The organism is Actinoplanes aureus (assembly GCF_015704865.1).
Lineage (GTDB): Bacteria > Actinomycetota > Actinomycetes > Mycobacteriales > Micromonosporaceae > Actinoplanes > Actinoplanes aureus.
The window spans coordinates 231,825-250,009 of record NZ_JADQTO010000007.1; the positions used below are offsets into that span (position 1 = coordinate 231,825).

An 18,185-nucleotide genomic window follows, 5' to 3' on the forward strand; every position below is an offset into this window, starting at 1 on the left:
GCTCAACTCAAGTGGGCGAGCAGGTCCTGCCGGGTGAGCACCCCGGCGGGCTTGCCGTCGACCAGGACCATCGCGGCGTCCGCCTTCTCCAGGAGCCCGACCGCCTCCGCCACCGGCTCGCCGCCGCCGATCATCGGAAGCGGGTCGCCCATGTGCCGTTCGATGGTGTCGTGCAGGTGGGCCTGGCCGCTGAAGAGCGCGTCCAGCAGCGCCTTCTCCGAGATGGAACCGGCCACCTCGCCGGTCACCACGGGCGGCTCGGCCTTGAGCACGGGGAGCTGGCTCACGCCGTACTCCCGCATGTAGTCGATCGCGTCGCGGACCGTCTCGGTCGGGTGCACGTGGATCAGCGGCGGGATCTCCGCGCCCTTGCCGGCCAGCGCGTCGGCGACGGTCGGTGTGCCGCTCTGGGTGTGCAGGAACCCGTACCGAGCCATCCACTTGTCGTTGAAGATCTTGGAGAGGTAGCCGCGGCCACCGTCCGGCAGCAGGACCACGACGACGTCGTCCGGCCCGGCCTTGCGGGCCACCTCGAGCGCCGCCACCACGGCCATCCCGCAGGAGCCGCCGACCAGCAGGCCCTCCTCACGGGCCAGGCGGCGGGTCATCTCGAACGAATCCGAGTCGCTCACCTCGATGACCTCGTCGGTGACGCTCTGGTCGTACGCGGTCGGCCAGAAGTCCTCACCGACACCCTCGACCAGGTACGGCCGGCCGGTGCCCCCGGAATAGACGGAGCCCTCCGGGTCCGCGCCGATGACCCGCACCGGCCCCTGCTCCTTGAGGTACCGCCCGACGCCGCTGATCGTGCCACCGGTGCCGACACCCGTCACGAAGTGGGTGATCTTCCCGTTGGTCTGTTCCCAGAGCTCCGGGCCGGTCTGCTCGTAGTGCGAGCGCGGGTTCGCCGGGTTGCTGTACTGATCCGGCTTCCACGCCCCGGGGATGTCCCGGGTCAGCTGATCGGAGACGTTGTAGTAGGAACGCGGGTCCTCCGGCGCGACGGCGGTCGGGCAGACCACCACCTCCGCGCCGTACGCCCGAAGCACGTTCTGCTTGTCCTCGCTGACCTTGTCGGGGCAGACGAAGACGCACTTGTAGCCGCGTTGCTGGGCCACGAGGGCCAGACCGACACCGGTGTTACCACTGGTCGGCTCGACGATGGTGCCACCCGGCTTGAGCAGCCCGGCTTTCTCGGCGTCCTCCACCATCCGCAGCGCGATCCGGTCTTTCACCGAACCGCCGGGATTCATGTACTCGACCTTGGCCAGCACGGTGGCGCTGATGCCCTCGGTCACACTGTTCAGCCGGACCAGCGGAGTGTTACCGATGATCTCGACGACGTTGTCGTAATAGCGCACGCTTTACTTTACGACCAGGCGCGGGTACGTCCGCTCCCACTCCAGGAACCGCTCCGTCTCGGCGAGCACCGCACCGGCCAGCCAGGTGACCATGACGGCGTCGTCGATCAGCCCGAACACCCAGAGCAGGGCCTCCGGGACGGCATCGATCGGGGAGACCACATAGACGGTCGCGGCCGTCATCAGGGCTATCCGGAAGCCGCCGTCATACTCGCCGCGAGCCGTGGCAGCGGCCATCCGTGGCAGGGCCGCGAGCCGCTTGCTCAGCGACGGTCCGCCTCGGGCACCAGCGGTCAGCGCTCGGCTGAGAGCCGTGAACGCCGCCGCACGTTTCAACGTTTTGGCCATCTCTGTTCCCCTCTCCGCTACTCCAGCATGACCCGGGCGCGCCATGATTGCCTCTCGCCATCGCGAGTTAGCCTCGAATTCCAGCCCCAGGTGCCGATCATCGGCGAGCCGGATGGATCCCTTCGACAAGACAGCGAGGGAGACTGTGAGCAGCATCGATTGGACTAGCGCGACGGCACGGATCCGCGACCTCTCCCCCGAGGACCGGCGACGGATCAGGACGGCCGGACGGGTCGCCGGACAGGTGACCGGAGCGCTCGCGGGGTTGACCGCCCTCTCGGCGGGACTGTTGATGCGGCAGGCGGCCGACGCCCGCCGGGTGATCCCGATGGCCGAGGCTCCCCCGCCCCGCGGTGACGGTATTTACGGGGCGAAGTTCGGCGGGAAGCCGATCAACCTGGTGATCCTCGGCGACTCCACGGCGGCCGGGTACGGCGTACACCGAACCCGCGAGACGCCGGGTGCGCTCTTCGCCACCGGGATCTCCCGCCGCCTGCGCCGGCCGGTCCGCCTGCACCGGCTGGCCGTGGTCGGCTCGATCTCGGCCGGCCTGCCGTACCAGGTGGACGCCGCTCTGGAGTACGCGCCGGACGTCGCGGTCATCCTGATCGGCGGCAACGACGTCACGCACGCTTCGGGTTTCCCGGCGGCCGTAAGTCATCTCGCCGACACCGTACGCAGGTTGCGTGCGGCCGGGTGCCGGGTCGTGGTCGGCACCTGCCCGGACATCGGCGCCATCAAGTCGATCAAGCCGCCGCTGCGCTGGCTCGCCCGCCGGTGGAGCCGGCAACTGGCCGCGGCGCAGACGGTGGCCGTGGTGGAGGCCGGCGGGCGTACGGTCTCGATCGGCAACCTGCTGGGCCCGATGTTCGAGGCCGATCCGGTACGGATGTTCGGATCGGACCGTTTCCACCCGTCCGCCGAGGGGTACGCACGAGCAGCGGCCGTGATGATGCCGACGGTGATGGCCGCCCTCGGCGAGGACGATCGCAGCGCGGTGCCGGCCGGCGAGGGAGTCCGTACTCTTCCCGAGGCGGCCGACGAAGCGGTCCGGGCGCCCGGTACCGAGGTCAGCCCGACCCGGGTGGGCGGGCGCGAGCGCGGCCCGGCCGGACGGTGGGCGCAATTGCGCCGGCATCCCTGGTTCGGTGAGTCCCGGCACTGGTTCGCGGCGAGAACCCCGACAATTCCCGCCGGTACCCCGGCGGACGGAGCCGTAGGGTATACCCCAGAGGATCATCAAGTCGGGTGATGCCGAGTCTGATCAGAGCAGGGAGGCGGGACATGGCAGGGCTGCCGGAACGACTCAGCAAGGCCGCTGCCACCAGCCTGCTGGCCGGCGCGGTGGGCGGTGCGGCACTACTGGCGGGCGAGTTGCTCGCCGCGAAGGCCCGCAGGTACGCGAAGCCGACCATGGGCCTCGCCCTGCGTACCTCGATGGGGCCGCAGAGCGCGCCGCCGCTGCGGCTGGTCCTGCTCGGCGACTCGGCCGCGGTCGGGGTCGGTGTGGAGTGGCTCTCCGAGACGCTCGGCGGGCAGCTCGCGCGGCTGCTGGCCGACGGCACGCCGGAGTCGGGCCAGCGGCACGTCCTGCTCTCCAGCGTCGGTGTGGCCGGGTCGCGCTCCAGCGACCTCGCCACCCAGGTGGCCCGCGCGCTGCTCGGCGACCGGCCGGACGTCGCGGTCATCCTGATCGGGTCGTACGACGCGACGACCGGCCGCGGCCCCGAGGAGGCCGCCGGGCATCTGGGACAGGCCGTGCGGCGGTTGCGGTCGGCCGGTGTGCAGGTGGTCGTCGGGACCTGCCCGGACCTCGGCGCGGTGCGCTCGATGGCGCCGCCGCTGCGGCAGATCGCCGGGATGATCGGTCGCCGGATGGCGAAGGCGCAGGCCAAGGCGGTCGCCGAGGCCGGCGGCGTGGTGGTCGACCTGGCCGGGGAGACCGGAGCGGTCTTCCGCGCCGACGCCGGAACGCTGTGTTACGACGGGTTCCACCCGTCCGCCGACGGTTACCGGGTCTGGGCGCACGCCCTCTATCCGGCGGTGGCTCGCGCCGCCATGAGCGACGTCTGAAGCGGTTGGGTGTGAGAAATTCGCACTTCCGACCATGTTACCGGTGAGTAAACTGAGCGCATGCCGGAAGCTGTCATCGTCGCCACTGCCCGCTCCCCCATCGGACGCGCCCACAAGGGCTCGCTGAAGGATCTGCGTCCCGATGATCTCGCCACCACGATCGTCGACGCCGCCCTGAACAAGGTGCCGCAGCTGGACCGCACGCTCATCGAGGATCTGTACCTCGGTTGCGGCCTGCCCGGCGGCGAACAGGGCTTCAACATGGCCCGCGTGATCGCCACCAAGCTGGGCCTGGACGGCCTGCCCGGTGCCACGATCACCCGGTACTGCTCCTCCTCCCTCCAGACCACCCGGATGGCCTTCCACGCGATCAAGGCCGGTGAGGGTGACATCTTCGTCTCGGCCGGCGTCGAGACCGTCTCCCGGTACGCCCGGGGCAGCTCGGACGGCCTGCCCTCGGCCGCGCAGGAGCTGGTCGGCGGCAGCTGGACGAACCCGTACTTCGACACGGCCCAGGCCCGGACCGCTTCGTTCGCGCAGGGCGGCAAGACCTGGCACGACCCGCGCGAGGACGGCGAGGCGCCGGACATCTACATCACCATGGGCCAGACCGCGGAGAACCTCGCTCAGATCAAGAACGTCTCCCGCGAGGAGATGGACGAGTTCGGTGTACGCAGCCAGAACCTGGCCGAGAAGGCGATCGCCAACGGCTTCTGGGACCGCGAGATCACCCCGGTCACCCTCCCCGACGGTACGGTCGTGTCGAAGGACGACGGCCCGCGCGCCGGGGTCACCATGGACGCGGTCTCGCAGCTCAAGCCGGTCTTCCGCCCCGACGGCCGGGTCACCGCCGGCAACTGCTGCCCGCTCAACGACGGCGCCGCCGCGGTGGTCATCATGAGCGACACCAAGGCCCGCGAGCTGGGCATCACCCCGATCGCCCGGATCGTCTCCACCGGCGTGACCGCACTCTCCCCCGAGATCATGGGGTACGGCCCGGTCGAGGCCTCCAAGCAGGCCCTGAAGCGGGCCGGCATGACCATCGACGACGTCGACCTGGTCGAGATCAACGAGGCCTTCGCCGCGCAGGTGATCCCGTCGTACAAGGACCTCGGGATCCCGCTGGAGAAGCTCAACGTCAACGGCGGCGCGATCGCGATCGGCCACCCGTTCGGCATGACCGGCGCCCGGATCACCGGCACGCTGCTCAACGCGCTGGACTGGCACGACAAGAGCATCGGCCTGGAGACCATGTGCGTCGGCGGCGGCCAGGGCATGGCCATGGTGCTCGAACGCCTCAGCTGACCCACCCGACCACGGGCCCGGCACGTCACACCACGTGCCGGGCCCGGTTTGCATCAGGATGGGCGCATGGCGATGGAGATCCGCACGCTTGCGCCCTCGGCTCCGCAGTTCGGACCGGCAGCGAAGCTCTTCGACGACTACCGCGTGCACTACGGCCAGGTCTCGGACCTCGAAGGCACCCGGAAATGGTTGACCGAGCAGGTCGGCGCCGGGTCGCTGGCGATGACGGTCGCGCTCCGCGATGACCGGGTCTCCGGGCTGATCACCAGCACGGTCATGCCCGCGTCGCTGCGGCTCGGCGTCGCCTGGTCCGTACGTGATCTCTTCGTCCCGCCGGACGCGCGCCGCGGTGGGGTGGCCCGGGCCCTGCTGGATCACGTCATTGCGGAGGCGCGCGCCGCGGGCGCACTTCGGGTCGCACTACAGACGGAACCGGAGAACGGACCGGCTCTGGCCCTTTACACCGCCGCAGGCTTCCGGCCGGTGGACGGTCTGACGTCGCTGATGGTCGGCCTCAACTGAGGGCTTCGCGGACCCGCTCGACCTCGGCGGTGGCCCGGCTCAGCAGATCGGCGGAGGGACTCGCCGCGACGAGGTCGTCGGCCATCACCCGGAGCTGATCGGGCAGGACCATGTGATGCAGGCGCGGCACCGGGCGGGACGGGCGCTGCTCGGCCTCGGCGCCCAGGTCGGCGAGCTGCTGCACCAGGGTGTGGACCATCTCGGCGCGGGTGCCGGTGCCGGACGGAGCCGACCAGCGGGTCTCCACCCAGTGGTGGACCAGGTTGAGCAGCCGGTCTACGGACGTCGCGAAGTCGGGCACCCGGCGAGCCTACCCAGAAACGGGACAACGCCCGGTCCGCGGGGAGGCGGACCGAGCGTTGCTGTGTGACGACGTGACGAACCGTCAGTCGTCGCCCTGGAAGTACGCCAAGAGACGGAGGATCTCCAGGTAGAGCCAGACGAGGCCGACCAAGATGCCGAACGCCGCGGTCCAGGAGTAGCGCTGCGGAAGTCCCATCCGCACGCCCTCCTCGATCTCGTTGAAGTTCAGGATGAAGCTCAGCGAGGCGACCACGATGCAGACCAGGCTGAAGATGTACCCCACCGGGCCGGCGTCGCGGAGACCGGTGTTGACGTCGAACAGCGCCAGCACGAAGTTGATCAGCATGACGGCGAAGAGGCCACCCATGATCGCGATGAGCGCCCGGGTGAACTTCGGCGTCGCCCGGATGACCCGGGCCTTGTAAAGCATCGCCATCAGGAAGAAGACGCCGAAGGTGGCGACCACCGCCTGTAGCACGATGCCCTCGAAGCCGAGGATGTTGGTGAAGTACTTGCTCACCATGCCGACGAAGACGCCCTCGATGACCGCGTAGGTCACGACGAGAGCGGGGTTGGCCATCCGCATGAACGAGATGACCAGACCGAGCACGAGGCCGGTCAGCGCCGCCCCGATCCAAGCAGCGCCGGTCAGCGCGTCAGGAATCAGGTTCCACGCGGCGACCGCGGAGATACCGGTGATGCCGAGCAGGGTGACCGTCTTGACCACGACGTCGTCGATGGTCATCGGTTGCACGGCCGGCGGTGAGGCCGGGTAGCCGGTGGCGGTCGGGTAGGGCTCGCCGTAACCCGGCTGACCGTAACCCGGCTGGCCGGCGGCCGGCCCGTATGGCCCGTACCCGGCCGCTCGCTCCCGCTCGGCCGCCTGGCCGAGGCGCGAGAGCACCGGGTTCGATGTCTTCACTGTTTCCAGCCTCCCTTTGAGGGTTGAGGCGCTGTGCCTGTTGTTCAAGGGTACGGGCTGGATGCTCATCATGCCGCACCCCAATGCTGTGAGCAGGCTGAGAGGGCCTCTCGACAGGAACGCGGCCGCGGCATGACGCCGCGACCGTAGGGGTCGTGCCCGGGGCGGGTCTCGAACCCGCACGCCTTGTCAGGCAGCCGCTTTTAAGGCGGCCGTGTCTGCCATTCCACCACCCGGGCGGGCCTGCGAACACCGTAGCTGGTGCCGCCCAGGCGGCGGAATCGGCCTTGGCCGCGATCAGCGCGAGCCGACACCCACCTTGTCGCTGGCGGGCAGCGAGACCGGCGGGGTCACCTCGGTGAACTCCTCACGCGGGTGGTGCAGCTGGCCCAGGGCGACGGTCTCCCGCTTGAGCAGGAAGGCCAGCACCCAGTCGGCGAGCACCCGGACCTTGCGGTTGAACGACGGGATCCGGCTCACGTGGTAGAGGCGGTGCATGAGCCACGCCGGGTAACCCGTGAGCTTGATGCCGTAGACGTGGGCGACGCCCTTGTTGATGCCGAGACCGGCGACGCTGCCCGCGTACTTGTGCCGGTACTCCTTCGGCGCGCCGCCGAGGACCACCTGGTGGATGTTGTCGGCGAGCACCGCGGCCTGCCGGACGGCGTGCTGGGCGCTCGGCGAGCACCAGGCGCCCGGGTTGGTCAGGTCCGGCACCTGGGCGCAGTCGCCGGCGGCCCAAGCACCCTCCCAGACCTCGCCCTCGAGCGAGGCGACCTGGAGGGTGGGCAGGCAGTTGACGTGTCCGCGCGGGCCGCGCGGCAGGTCGGTCTGCTCGAGCATCGGCGACGGCTTGACACCAGCGGTCCAGACCAGCGTCTCGGCGCGGAAGGTGTCCCCGTCGGAGAGCACGATCCGGCCGTCGACGCAGGACTCCAGGCGGGTGTCCAGGCGCAGGTCGACACCGCGACCGGCGAGCTGCCGGGCGGCGTACGCACCCATCTCCGGGCCCACCTCGGGCAGGATCCGGTTGGTCGCCTCGACCAGGATGAAGTGGACCTCCTTCGGGTCCAGCTCCGGGTAGTACTTCAGCGCGTCGGAGACCACGTCCTGCATCTCGGCGAGCGCCTCGATGCCGGCGAAGCCGCCGCCGACGAAGACGAAGTTGAGCGACGCCTTGCGTACCTCCTCGTCGGGCGTCGCGGCGGCGACGTCCAGCCGGTCGAGGATGTGGTTGCGCAGGTAGATGGCCTCACCGATGGTCTTGAGGCCGATGCCCATGTCGCTCAGGCCGGGAATCGGCAGGGTCCGCGAGACCGAGCCGGGCGCCACGATGATGTGGTCGTACTCCATCTCGTAGGCCGGGCCGTCGATCGGCTGAACGGTCACGGACTTGCGTGCGTGCTCGATCCGGATCACTTCACCGGAGACGATGCGGCACTTCTTGAGCTCCCGGCGCAGCGGCACCACAGCGTGTCGCGGCGAGATGCTACCGGCCGCTGCCTCGGGCAGGAACGGCTGGTAAGTCATGTGCGGAACAGGGTCGATAACAACAACCTCAGCCCGATTCCGGTTCAGCTTCTTGGACAGGCGGAGGGCGGTGTAAAGCCCGACGTGACCTGCTCCTACGACGACTATGCGCGGCGGATTCACGGACCTATTGTCGCGCGCGGAAGCCATTTCGTGCGCGGTTCTGTGACCATCGCAACCTACAAAAGTCAAGTGTCGTAACCCACAGTTTGGCCGGGATTTTTATCTTCTGCGGATCGTATGTGCTAGGAGAAGTGTCACAGCGACGGCGCAGGCCAATCCGGTAAGGGTGGCCAGTTGGAACGGGTCACCGCCCAGATCCGCGGTGAGCCCGAGCGCCAGCACGATCACCACCGCGGAGAGCAGGATCACGAGGCCGGCACGGCCCAGCCAGAGCGCCGGGACATCGAGGTTGACCATCGCGTCGTACGGCAGGAGGGCGGCGAGCGCGGTCAGCGTGTGAGCCAGGTAGAGCAGCGTGGCGAGGGTGAGCACCCGCCACAACGCGATCCGGCTGTCGAAACCGGCGGTGTCGACGACCCAGCCGGCGACCGCGAAGAGTGCGACGACCGTACCGCCGCGGCCGCTCGGTGCGATCGCGGGCCAGAGCGCGACCAGAACGAGCGGGATCAGGAAGCGGCCGGTCAGCAGCGGGGCGGGCCAGGCAACCACGATGGCGAGCAGGCCGCACAGCAGCACACCGAAACGGACCATAACGGGTACGGCGGTGGCGCGGCGGGCCACGGTACGCAGACCGTCGACGCGGCGGGTGATCGCGCTCAGCACGTCAGCGCCCCCTCGGCGTGGAGGCCATCCGGGCCACGTCCCGCAGCACCAGATCCAGGCTGCCGGCGCCGGCCCAGGCCACCACCGGTACGCCGTGCTCGCGGAGCCGGCCCAGCACGTTCTCGCGTTCGATGCGCCACAGCCGGGTGGCCAGCGGGGTCCACTGGTCGCGTACCGGCGGGGCGGCGTCCGGCGGCAGGGTGTCGACCGCGACGGTGTAACGGCCGGACTGGGTGAGCTGGGCCAGCATGTCGGCGGCGCGCGGGTCGACCAGCGGGGTGAGTACGACCACCAGCGCGGACGAGGAGACCTGGTGTGCGCCGAGGATGTTCTCGTACTGCTCGGTGTCGACCGGGTCGGGACGCACGTCGAGCAGCCACTCCAGGACGGTCAGGTACTGGCGGCGGCCGGAGGCTGGGCGGAGCCGGCGGGCCGCGGCGCCGTACTCCAGCAGCGACACCCGGTCACCGCGGTGCAGGTAGTGCTCGGCGATCGCGGCGGCCGCCCGGACCGTGGTGTCCAGGACCGACGCGCTGCCGCGTATCCCGCCGGGGAGGCCGACCTCGCCCAGCACGTCGAGCAGGAGCAGCACCTCGGCGTCGCGGTCCGACAGGGTGTAGGCGACGTGCAGGTCGCGGGTGCGCAGCGAGACCCGCCAGTCGATGCGGCGGAGCCGGTCACCGGGCGCGAACTGGCGTACGCCGGCCAGTTCGCCGCCCTCCCCGGGGCGGCGTGACCGGTGCGCACCGACCAGGCCGGCCGCGGCGGGCATCGCCTCGGTCGCGTTGAACGGCTCGGTTACCGGGTAGACGCGTACGCCGCGGGCGGCGGTGACCACCGGGCGGGAGGCCAGCAGGCCACCGCACGCGGAAGCCCGGGCGGCGGCCGGTCCGACGTCCTGCCGGCCCCAGCGCAGCGCCTCGCCGGGCAGGTCGATCGCGGCCCAGCCGTCGGACGGCACGGTGATCGCGAACGGCCGGTCGGACTGTTCCAGGCGCAGCCAGGGTGAGGTACGCGTACGGACGACGACCAGGTCGTAACCGATCTCGTCCGGGTTGGCGACGGTGAGACCGGCGTCGATCGCCCCGCCCTCGACGATGTGCTGCTCGTCGGCGGTGATGGTGATCTCGGGCGCGGACCGCGGTACGCGGCGCAGGTGCAGGGCGGCGCCGATCGCGAACGGCGCCGCCAGCAGCACCAGGTCGACCCGGCCGAGGGCCACCCCGAGCAGCAGCAACAGGCCGGTGAGCAGGACCGATCGGCCGAGCGCCCGGGTCGGCACCCAGTTCTCAGTCATGGCTGTGCCTCATGGGCATGCCTTCCTGGCCCTCGCCTGCAAGGCCGAAACTCACTGCGGCTGGGTGCCGCTCGGTGCAGTCAGTCATGCCGCGCGTACGTCGGGAGCGCCCCGGACGCCGGCGCGGGCACCGCGGTGAGCACCTCCTGCACCACGAACGACGGGTTGACCTGGCGCAGCCACATCTCCGGGCGCAGCGTGATCCGGTGCGCCAGCGCCGGTACCGCGACGTCTTTCACGTCCTCCGGCACCACGTAGTCCCGGCCGGCCATCGCGGCCCGGGCCCGGGCCAGCAGGAGCAGTGCCAGAGAGCCACGCGGCGACGAGCCGACCAGGACCGCTCCGTGCTCGCGGGTGGCCGAGGTGAGGGACACGATGTAGCGGCCGATCGAGTCCTCCACCGCCACCGACTCCAGCGCGGCCTGCATCAGCTGCAAGGTCTGCGAGTTGACGACCGGGGTGAGCTGGGCCTCCTCCTGGCGCCGCGACATCCGGCGCTGCAGGACGGCCCACTCCTCCTCGGCGGTCGGGTAGCCGAACGACACCCGCAGCAGGAACCGGTCCAGCTGGGCCTCGGGCAGCGGGTACGTACCCTCGTACTCGATCGGGTTGGCGGTCGCCAGCACATGGAACGGCGGGTCCAGCCGGTACGTGACGCCCTCGACCGACACCTGCTTCTCCTGCATCGCCTCGAGCAGGGCGGACTGGGTCTTCGGCGGCGTCCGGTTGATCTCGTCGGCCAGCAGCATGTTGGTGAAGACCGGTCCGGCCCGGAACGCGAAGTCGCCCTTGCGCTGGTCGTACAGGAAGGAGCCGGTGACGTCGGCGGGCAGCAGGTCCGGGGTGAACTGGAGGCGGCGGAAATCCAGCCCGAGCGCCTGGGCGAAGCAGCGGGCGGTGAGCGTCTTGCCGAGACCTGGCAGATCCTCCAGCAGTACGTGCCCGCCGGCCAGGATGCCGGCCAGCACCAGCTCGAGCGAGTCCCGCTTGCCGACCACCACGGTGCCGACGGAGTCGAGGACCGCTCCGGCCAGCCGCCCGACCTCGTACGGGGGAAGAGCCTGGGTCACCGGCGCGCCTTTCTCACAGTCGTTCCAATGCGTTCACGAAGGTTTCGATGTCGCGGGTCCGCAGCCCACGCCGGCCGGGGTTGGCCAGCTCGGACCAGAGCTCCTCACCGAGCAGCTCCCGGGCGCGGCGGGGGTCACTGGCCCGGGTGATGCCGTGCCGCAACCGGAGCCGTTCGTCGGTCAGCTCGGCGAGCACCGGCAGAACGTTACGCGCATACAGTTCCGGGTCCGAGTGGGCCCGGTCCAGGTTCCGCTCCCAGCGGCGGACGGTGGCCCGGAGCGCGTCGGTGGCCGGTGCCGTCCCGGTTTTGATCTGGGAGCGCAGCCGGGGCGCCGGCGGGGGCGCGACCTGTGCGGCCGCGTAGATGACCACGCGGAGGCCGATCAGCGCGGCGATGATCAGCAGCAGCGGGACCCGGACACCGCCGGCCCGCAGCCCGGCCACGAGCACCACTGTGGTCAACGCGATGAGCACGCCCTCCCCGACCAGCCGCGGGATCGGGGAACCAGGCTTCTCGACCGGCGCGGGCGCCTCCACGGCCGGCTCGCGCGCCGCCCCGAAGAGGTCGTCCAGTCCCCCGTCGCTCATGCCGGCACCTCGCTCCTGGCCGTACCGAGATCGGCGCGCAGCCGCTGGAGCGCCGAGCGGGCCTGCGACCGCATCTGGTCGTCCACGGTGTGCGTCGCGTACCGGGCCTCGCGGTAGACCTCCAGCAGCGCGGCCAGCACCCCGGCGTCCACACGTTGCTCGGCCAGGAGCCGTCCGACCAGGTCGGTCGGGCTGTCACCGGGATGCCGGGGAGTGCCGGCGGCGGCCGCCGCGTCCTCCAGCCGGACCCAGCAGGCGATCACCGCACGGCGCGGGTCGCGGTCGGTGTCGGAGAGCTCCTCCAGACCCGCGTCGAGGGCGGCCACCAGTTCTTCCGCGGTGCGCGGCTGCCGTCGCGGGCCACGCTGCCCGCTCCGGCCGACCCGCCGGCGCAGGTGCTCCCGTACGAGTGCCCAGGTGAGCACGACGACCATCACGACCGCGATCACGGCGAGCACGGCCAGCGCGGCGTCGCCCACCCAGTCGGGCAGCGTGCGGGCCGCCTCGGGGACCGGGGCCTCCGCGGTCGGCGTGGCGGGCGCACCGGTGCGAGGTGGCAGCAGGGGAGGCGCGGTCGTCGGTGTCGCCTCCGGGTTGATCTGGTCCAGCTGCGGCGACGACCGGGTGGCGGCCAGCGAGAGCACGAAGAGCAGTCCGAGGACGGCGGCCAGCGGCCACCATCGGCGGAATGCGGGGAGGTCCATGCGGGGGCTCAGATCCGTAACTCGGGGGACTTTCGGCAGGCTCGCATCATGCCAGGCCCGCAAGTGCCTTCGCACGGGCGAACACGCCGTCCAACATCACCGGGGTCAGCTTTCCGGTGAAGGTGTTCTGCTGGCTGACGTGGAAACATCCGAGCAGATCGGGGACGCCGGGCAGGCTCACATGGGCGCCGTGTCCGAATTTCGGGCGGGGCACGGGCGGGCGTACGCCGTACGCCGCGGTCATCGCCGGCCACCAGGCCTGCCAGGCGAAGGCACCCAGAGCGACCACCACCCGCAGCGTGGGTTTGATCAGCTCGAGCTCGCGCCGCACCCAGGGTGCGCAGGTGTCGCGCTCCTGCGGCAGCGGCTTGTTGTCCGGCGGCGCGCAGCGCACCGCCGCGAAGATCCGGGTGTGCCGGAGCTGGAGGCCGTCGTCGACGGAGACGCTCGTCGGCTGGTTCGCCAGGCCGGCCCGGTGCAGTGCGGCGAAGAGCACGTCGCCGGAACGGTCGCCGGTGAAGATCCGCCCGGTGCGGTTGCCGCCGTGCGCGGCGGGCGCGAGGCCGAGGATGGCGATCTCGGCGTCGGCGGCGCCCCAGCCGGGCACCGGCCGCCCCCAGTACTCCTGATCGCGGAACGCCGCGCGGCGCGTCACCGCGATGTCCGTGCGCCAGGCGACCAGGCGCGGGCAGGCGAAACAGTCCGCGATCCGGGCATCCAGCACGCTCAGCGAGGCGGCGTCAGCCGCTTGGGCGACGACCTCTTCGGGGGTACGCGGGGACGAGTCGGACGGAAGCACCGGAACAGCACAGCATCCCCGGCTGATCGACGCGCACCCGGGTCCGCGCCGGAAACAGCCGCGGGGCGCCCGTCCGGACGCCCCGCGGTCGGATCCGGATCGCTCAGCCGTTCGCCTTGAGGCAGAGCAGGTAGCCGCCGCTCTCCTTGCTGCCGATGACCGAGCCCTCCTCACCCTCCTTGAGCTTCGCGTCGAAGGTCGGGTCGCAGGCCGTGCTGTACACGTCCGAGACACCGTCGACGCGGCCCAGCACGGTGAACTTCGCGTCGGTCGCCGAGCACTCGGTGACCTCGGCCTCGACCTCGGTCGCCGTGTCGCTCAGCCCGGACTTGATCGCCAGGCAGTCGCCCGCCTTCGCGTCGCCGGTCGGGTCCTCCCGGAGCATGTTGCCGAGGCCGGTCTTCAGCGCCACGACCACCACGATGATCAGCAGACCGCCGAGCAGGCCGAGGATCTTCTTGCCCACCGACTTCTTCTTCGGCGGGACCACGGGCGGCACCGCACCCGGGACCTCACCGGAGTTCGGCGGGGGGAAACCGGGTGTTCCCGCGTTCGGCGGCGGGAAGGCCTGCCCGCCAGCGGGCTGAGTCGGCACAGCCGGGTCAGTCATGGATCTTCCTTGGATTCGAGGGGTGCGGCCGGAGAGCCGACCGCCACGGGAGGATAGCGATCGCTATCGCTCCCGCGCGACCCCATGACCAGGCTTTATTTGCTGGCCGCCGGGGTCGGGACGGAGGGTGACGGTGCCGCCCCGGACGGTTCCACCGGCGTCGGTGCGGTCGTCGGCTCGGGCGTCGGCCCCGCCTCGGTCTCGCCGGGCGTGGCCACCAGGAACGGCGCCTGGTCCGGGCAGCGCGGGTAGCCGAGCTGACGACTCTCCCGCCACTCGCCGGTCACCTGATCGGTGCAGCCGTTGTCGCCGAGCCGGATCGGTTGACCGTTCTGGTCGTAGAGTTGCGCGCCCTTGATGAGCCGGCCCTGGTTGTCGTAGACGAACACGTCCTGGACGTGGCCGAACTCGCTGACGTAGCTGGTGTCCATGTAGCTGGTGGACTGACGGGCCTGCCCGTCCGCCTCGAAGAAGCCGACCACCGCGTAGATCGCCAGCACCGCCGTGCCGGCCTTCAGCAGCAGCCGGGGAACCGGCTTGGCGGGCTGGCCGCGCCGGCCCAGCCAGATCGAGCCGAGGATCGCGCCGGCCAGCAGTAGCAGGGCGAACAATTCGTTGTCGACGACGCGGGGCAGCAGCCCGATGCGTGCGCTGTTGTCGTCGAAGATGTAGGCGAACGCCATGGCGGCGAGGTAACCGCGCAGCACCCACCACGCGGGACGCAGCAGCACGAGGAAGTCGCTGGCTTTCGCGTACCCCAGAAGGGGTCCGGTCCGGTCATCGATCCGCCGCGTCGCCTCGCCGAGCCGCCCCCGCAGCTCGGCGAGGCGGGCGGCACGCGCCGGCGGCCGCGGCGCGGAGCCGGTGATGCCGGCGCTCGCGCTCAGTTCCGCGGCGTAGGCCTGCGGGGTGCCGAGGCGTTCGGTGAGCGAGCCACCGCCCTCGGCGAGCACCTCGGCGAGATGTTCCGGAAGATCCTCGAGCAGCTCCTCGCGAGTGGCCGCCGGCAGGTGGGCGAGCGCCTGCCGCACCCCCTCGACGTAGAGGGAGATCTCGTCCTGTGCCGTCAGGTTCACGCCGTCCCCCGCTCGCGAAGCAGATCATCCATGATCGAAGCAAAGCCGTGCCACACCTTGCCGGAGCGCTGCAATTCGGCGCGCCCGGCCTCGTTGAGGGCGTAGTACTTCCGGTGTGGCCCCTCGTCGCTGGGGACCACGTAGCTGTTCAGCAGGCCGCCGTTGAAGAGGCGGCGCAGCGTGCCGTAGACGGAGGCGTCGCCGACGTCCTCCAGGCCGGCGGAGCGCAGGCGGCGCAGGATGTCGTAGCCGTAGCCGTCCTCGTCCCGCAGGACGGCGAGGACAGCCAGGTCGAGCACGCCCTTGAGTAGCTGGGTCGGATCCACGCGTGGCACACTACTGCGCAATCCGAAGTACCGTCAACAGCGCGCTACCGTGCCTGGTGGTGCGGTGCTTCAGTTCGCAGCCAGTCCGAAGGCGATGCCGTCGAGGATGTCGTGCTCGGACGCGATCACGAAGTGGTGGCCGGTGCGCTCCTGGATGATCCGCATGATCAGGGCGCCGGCACCGATCACGTCGGCGCGGCCGGGATGCATCACCGGCAGGGCCCGGCGTTCGGCGACGGTCATCGCCAGCAGCTCGCGCGTCACCCGGGTGACCTCGGCGGCGTCGACCCGGCTGTGGTGGATGCGCTCGGAGTCGTACTCCGGAAGGTCGTGGGCCAGAGCGGCGACGGTCGTGACCGTACCGGCCAGGCCGACAAGCGTCTTCGCCTCCCGGCCGGGCACGGCCGCCAGGGCCGTGTCGACGGCCGCCGTGATGTCCGCCTCCGCGGCGGCGATCTCGGCCGGGGTGGGCGGGTCGCTGTGCAGGTGCCGCTCGGTCATCCGGACGCAGCCGATGTCCATTGAGATCGCCCGCTCGACCGTGGCGGTGCCGGTGACGAACTCGGTGGAACCGCCGCCCAGGTCGTAGACCAGGTACGGCCCGGGTGCGTCCAGACCCTGCACCGCGCCGAGGAAGGAGAGCTGAGCCTCCTCCTCGCCGGTGATCACCTCGGGGTCGACGCCCAGCACGCCGCGGACCATGTCGCGGAAGTCCTGCGCGTTCTTCGCGTCCCGGCTCGCCGAGGTGGCACACATCCGGACCCGGGTGACGCCCAGCTCGGCGATCTCGGCCGCGTAGCCGAGCAGCGCCTGCCGGGTGCGCTCGATCGCGGCCGGTGCCAGCACCCCGGTACGGTCGACGCCCTCCCCCAGCCGGACGATCTCCATCCGGCGGGCCACGTCGACCAGCTTGTCCCCGGACACGTCGGCGATCAGCAGGCGGATCGCGTTGGTCCCACAGTCGATGGCGGCGACTCTCATCCGGTGCCTTTCACAGGTGCAGCAGCATTCTCGTGTTGCCCAGGGTGTTCGGCTTGACCCGCTCCAGGTCCAGGAACTCGGCGACACCCTCGTCGTACGAGCGCAGCAGCTGCTCGTAGACCGAGTGCGGCACCGGCGCCCCGTCGATCTCGGTGAACCCGAACGAGCCGAAGAACCGGGTCTCGAAGGTGAGGCAGAAGACCCGGGCCACGCCCAGCTCGCGCGCCTGGTCGATGAGGGCGGCGACGATCCGGTGGCCGATCTTCCGCCCGCGCATCGACGGGTCGACGGCGACCGTCCGGATCTCCGCCAGGTCCTCCCACATCACGTGCAGAGCGCCGCAGCCGACCACCTGGTCGTCCTCGTCCGCCGCCACCCAGAACTCCTGCACCTGCTCGTACAGGGTGACGGTGGCCTTGCTGAGCAGGCGCCGGTCGGTGGTGTACGTGTCGACCAGGGCCCGGATCGCCTTGATGTCCCTGGTCCGCGCGCGACGGACGATCATCGGGGCACGCAGGATCCGCCGGACCAGTACGGCCCGATCGCGTCCCGCACCTCGTCACCGAACGGGTTCACCCCCGGCCCCGCGGCCAGCGCGTGACCGAGGTGCACGTGCAGGCACTTCACCCGGTCCGGCATCCCGCCCGCACTCACCTTGGCGATCTCCGGGACGTCCTCGATGGCGGTCCGCCGGTCCAGATAGTCCTGGTGCGCTTCGGCGTACCGCTTCGCCAGCTCGGGATCGGTGCTCAGCCGCTCCTGCATGTCCCGCATCACTCCGGCGGATTCCAGCCGGCTGCACGCCGCGGTGGCGTGTGGACAGGTCAGATAGAAGAGCGTGGGAAACGGGGTGCCGTCGTCGAGGCGTGGCGCGGTCTCCACCACGTCCGGGTTGCCGCACGGGCAGCGGTGCGCGACCGCGCGGGTGCCGCGGGGGCGGCGGCCCAACTGGGCCTCGACGATGTCGAGATCGTCTTCCATTTCCATCAGTCAGCAGGCTCGGCATTCGCGGCTTGGACGCTGCTCCACAGCGTGTCGTACCAGCGGTCCGGGGCGGCCGCCGGCGCTTTCTCCTCGGCGTCGCGAGCGGCGCCTGCGGCATCGTAGTAGACCAGCAGCGGCGTCTCGCCGGGACGCACGTAGAAGAAGTTCTCCCGGGCCTGGATCCGCTGGTACTCCGGATCGTTCCATTTCTCCAGCTCTTTGGCCGTGGCGGCGATCTTCGCCTGCTGGTCGGCCTTGGCCCGCTCCATCTCGGCGATCTGGGACTCCTGCTCCAGGTACACCCGCAGGGGGTAGGTGTAGGCCAGAGCCAGCGCGACGAAGACCGCGATCAGGACGGTGGCGCGCCCGGTCAGGGCGCGATGGCGGGGAGCGTCGGTGCGCTTGGCGGCGGCGCCGCCGTCGGAGGATCCAGGGGTACGCCGAGACGACGGCACCCGGATCGGCCCGGTGTTCCGGGTCCGGGAGGGGGTCGGCCGTCCCGCTGCGGCGCGGCGGGACGGGCCCTGACCGCTCGGCATGCGGCGTTGCGTCATCTCCTGCCCCTCCCGCCGGTCGTCAGTTGTCGTGACGCCCCGCCA

The 18,185-nt window shown here is 70.9% G+C and carries 22 protein-coding genes and 1 tRNA gene; 4 read left to right on the top strand and 19 right to left on the bottom strand.

Going from position 1 to position 18,185, the window contains the following annotated elements; translation table 11 throughout:
• Window positions 1-2 precede the first annotated feature (2 nt).
• Together I4J89_RS17210 and I4J89_RS17215 are read right to left on the bottom strand one after the other, a co-directional pair.
• Window positions 3-1,361, bottom strand: coding sequence for a cystathionine beta-synthase (locus I4J89_RS17210; protein ID WP_196414986.1), 1,359 nt, complete (start codon window positions 1,359-1,361; stop codon window positions 3-5).
• A gap of 3 nt (window positions 1,362-1,364) precedes the next feature.
• Window positions 1,365-1,709 (bottom strand): YkvA family protein, encoded by a 345-nt coding sequence (locus tag I4J89_RS17215; protein ID WP_196414987.1) that lies wholly within the window; start codon window positions 1,707-1,709, stop codon window positions 1,365-1,367.
• Between the two features lie 145 nt (window positions 1,710-1,854).
• Between I4J89_RS17215 and I4J89_RS17220 the strand changes: the two genes are divergently transcribed.
• The 4 genes from I4J89_RS17220 to I4J89_RS17235 all read left to right on the top strand — a co-directional run bounded on the left by I4J89_RS17220 (window position 1,855) and on the right by I4J89_RS17235 (window position 5,609).
• On the top strand, window positions 1,855-2,961 hold the full coding sequence (locus I4J89_RS17220; RefSeq protein WP_373688138.1) for an SGNH/GDSL hydrolase family protein: 1,107 nt from the start codon (window positions 1,855-1,857) through the stop codon (window positions 2,959-2,961).
• 32 nt (window positions 2,962-2,993) lie between these two features.
• Window positions 2,994-3,782 carry an SGNH/GDSL hydrolase family protein gene (locus tag I4J89_RS17225; RefSeq protein ID WP_196414989.1) on the top strand — a complete coding sequence of 263 codons (789 nt, stop codon included), beginning with the start codon at window positions 2,994-2,996 and terminating at the stop codon, window positions 3,780-3,782.
• Between the two features lie 60 nt (window positions 3,783-3,842).
• The gene (locus tag I4J89_RS17230) at window positions 3,843-5,087 is read left to right on the top strand and encodes an acetyl-CoA C-acetyltransferase (RefSeq protein ID WP_196414990.1); all 1,245 of its coding nucleotides are present in this window, start codon (window positions 3,843-3,845) and stop codon (window positions 5,085-5,087) included.
• 66 nt (window positions 5,088-5,153) lie between these two features.
• Window positions 5,154-5,609 (top strand): GNAT family N-acetyltransferase, encoded by a 456-nt coding sequence (locus I4J89_RS17235; RefSeq protein ID WP_196414991.1) that lies wholly within the window; start codon window positions 5,154-5,156, stop codon window positions 5,607-5,609.
• Here the strand turns inward: I4J89_RS17235 and I4J89_RS17240 are convergent.
• From I4J89_RS17240 to I4J89_RS17320, 17 genes are all read right to left on the bottom strand, one after another.
• On the bottom strand, window positions 5,602-5,910 hold the full coding sequence (locus I4J89_RS17240) for a hypothetical protein (RefSeq protein ID WP_196414992.1): 309 nt from the start codon (window positions 5,908-5,910) through the stop codon (window positions 5,602-5,604). The genes I4J89_RS17235 and I4J89_RS17240 overlap by 8 nt on opposite strands.
• Window positions 5,911-5,994: 84 nt before the next feature.
• Window positions 5,995-6,834, bottom strand: coding sequence for a Bax inhibitor-1/YccA family protein (locus I4J89_RS17245; protein WP_196414993.1), 840 nt, complete (start codon window positions 6,832-6,834; stop codon window positions 5,995-5,997).
• 156 nt (window positions 6,835-6,990) lie between these two features.
• Window positions 6,991-7,073, bottom strand: a tRNA-Leu gene (locus I4J89_RS17250).
• A 58-nt stretch (window positions 7,074-7,131) separates the two neighbouring features.
• On the bottom strand, window positions 7,132-8,487 hold the full coding sequence (locus tag I4J89_RS17255) for an NAD(P)/FAD-dependent oxidoreductase (RefSeq protein WP_196414994.1): 1,356 nt from the start codon (window positions 8,485-8,487) through the stop codon (window positions 7,132-7,134).
• Between the two features lie 99 nt (window positions 8,488-8,586).
• Complete coding sequence (locus I4J89_RS17260) at window positions 8,587-9,150, bottom strand: hypothetical protein (protein WP_196414995.1); 564 nt, start codon at window positions 9,148-9,150, stop codon at window positions 8,587-8,589.
• Window position 9,151: 1 nt separating this feature from the next.
• Window positions 9,152-10,447: a DUF58 domain-containing protein gene (locus I4J89_RS17265; protein WP_196414996.1), complete on the bottom strand. Its 1,296-nt coding sequence runs from the start codon at window positions 10,445-10,447 to the stop codon at window positions 9,152-9,154.
• A gap of 80 nt (window positions 10,448-10,527) precedes the next feature.
• Window positions 10,528-11,517: an AAA family ATPase gene (locus tag I4J89_RS17270; RefSeq protein WP_196414997.1), complete on the bottom strand. Its 990-nt coding sequence runs from the start codon at window positions 11,515-11,517 to the stop codon at window positions 10,528-10,530.
• Between the two features lie 13 nt (window positions 11,518-11,530).
• Entirely contained in the window at window positions 11,531-12,106 is a 576-nt protein-coding gene (locus tag I4J89_RS17275; protein WP_196414998.1) for a hypothetical protein, read from the bottom strand.
• Window positions 12,103-12,810, bottom strand: coding sequence for a DUF4129 domain-containing protein (locus I4J89_RS17280; protein ID WP_196414999.1), 708 nt, complete (start codon window positions 12,808-12,810; stop codon window positions 12,103-12,105). The genes I4J89_RS17275 and I4J89_RS17280 overlap by 4 nt, the downstream gene beginning before the upstream one ends.
• 46 nt (window positions 12,811-12,856) lie before the next feature.
• Window positions 12,857-13,609 (bottom strand): uracil-DNA glycosylase, encoded by a 753-nt coding sequence (locus tag I4J89_RS17285; RefSeq protein WP_309238356.1) that lies wholly within the window; start codon window positions 13,607-13,609, stop codon window positions 12,857-12,859.
• Between the two features lie 103 nt (window positions 13,610-13,712).
• A complete protein-coding gene (locus I4J89_RS17290; RefSeq protein ID WP_196415000.1) occupies window positions 13,713-14,219 on the bottom strand; it encodes an LppU/SCO3897 family protein in 507 nt (168 codons plus the stop codon).
• A 95-nt stretch (window positions 14,220-14,314) separates the two neighbouring features.
• Window positions 14,315-15,295, bottom strand: coding sequence for an HAAS signaling domain-containing protein (locus I4J89_RS17295; RefSeq protein WP_196415001.1), 981 nt, complete (start codon window positions 15,293-15,295; stop codon window positions 14,315-14,317).
• A complete protein-coding gene (locus I4J89_RS17300) occupies window positions 15,292-15,621 on the bottom strand; it encodes a PadR family transcriptional regulator (protein ID WP_196415002.1) in 330 nt (109 codons plus the stop codon). Before I4J89_RS17300 ends, I4J89_RS17295 begins: the two co-directional genes overlap by 4 nt.
• A 69-nt stretch (window positions 15,622-15,690) precedes the next feature.
• Entirely contained in the window at window positions 15,691-16,602 is a 912-nt protein-coding gene (locus tag I4J89_RS17305) for a Ppx/GppA phosphatase family protein (protein WP_196415003.1), read from the bottom strand.
• Between the two features lie 10 nt (window positions 16,603-16,612).
• Entirely contained in the window at window positions 16,613-17,107 is a 495-nt protein-coding gene (locus I4J89_RS17310) for an amino-acid N-acetyltransferase (RefSeq protein ID WP_196415004.1), read from the bottom strand.
• A complete protein-coding gene (locus I4J89_RS17315; protein WP_196415005.1) occupies window positions 17,104-17,589 on the bottom strand; it encodes a DUF501 domain-containing protein in 486 nt (161 codons plus the stop codon). Before I4J89_RS17315 ends, I4J89_RS17310 begins: the two co-directional genes overlap by 4 nt.
• Window positions 17,589-18,140, bottom strand: a complete 552-nt coding sequence (locus I4J89_RS17320) for an FtsB family cell division protein (protein ID WP_196415006.1) — start codon at window positions 18,138-18,140, stop codon at window positions 17,589-17,591. Before I4J89_RS17320 ends, I4J89_RS17315 begins: the two co-directional genes overlap by 1 nt.
• Window positions 18,141-18,185 lie beyond the last annotated feature (45 nt).

Excerpts from the sequence above, each read along its gene's own strand:
- I4J89_RS17215 (WP_196414987.1), bottom strand. The coding sequence starts at position 1,709 with ATGGCCAAAACGTTGAAACGTGCGGCGGCGTTCACGGCTCTCAGCCGA.
- I4J89_RS17225 (WP_196414989.1), top strand. The coding sequence starts at position 2,994 with ATGGCAGGGCTGCCGGAACGACTCAGCAAGGCCGCTGCCACCAGCCTG.
- I4J89_RS17230 (WP_196414990.1), top strand. The coding sequence starts at position 3,843 with ATGCCGGAAGCTGTCATCGTCGCCACTGCCCGCTCCCCCATCGGACGC.
- I4J89_RS17235 (WP_196414991.1), top strand. The coding sequence starts at position 5,154 with ATGGCGATGGAGATCCGCACGCTTGCGCCCTCGGCTCCGCAGTTCGGA.
- I4J89_RS17265 (WP_196414996.1), bottom strand. The coding sequence starts at position 10,447 with ATGACTGAGAACTGGGTGCCGACCCGGGCGCTCGGCCGATCGGTCCTG.
- I4J89_RS17275 (WP_196414998.1), bottom strand. The coding sequence starts at position 12,106 with ATGAGCGACGGGGGACTGGACGACCTCTTCGGGGCGGCGCGCGAGCCG.
- I4J89_RS17280 (WP_196414999.1), bottom strand. The coding sequence starts at position 12,810 with ATGGACCTCCCCGCATTCCGCCGATGGTGGCCGCTGGCCGCCGTCCTC.
- I4J89_RS17290 (WP_196415000.1), bottom strand. The coding sequence starts at position 14,219 with ATGACTGACCCGGCTGTGCCGACTCAGCCCGCTGGCGGGCAGGCCTTC.
- I4J89_RS17305 (WP_196415003.1), bottom strand. The coding sequence starts at position 16,602 with ATGAGAGTCGCCGCCATCGACTGTGGGACCAACGCGATCCGCCTGCTG.
- I4J89_RS17310 (WP_196415004.1), bottom strand. The coding sequence starts at position 17,107 with ATGATCGTCCGTCGCGCGCGGACCAGGGACATCAAGGCGATCCGGGCC.
- I4J89_RS17315 (WP_196415005.1), bottom strand. The coding sequence starts at position 17,589 with ATGGAAATGGAAGACGATCTCGACATCGTCGAGGCCCAGTTGGGCCGC.
- I4J89_RS17320 (WP_196415006.1), bottom strand. The coding sequence starts at position 18,140 with ATGACGCAACGCCGCATGCCGAGCGGTCAGGGCCCGTCCCGCCGCGCC.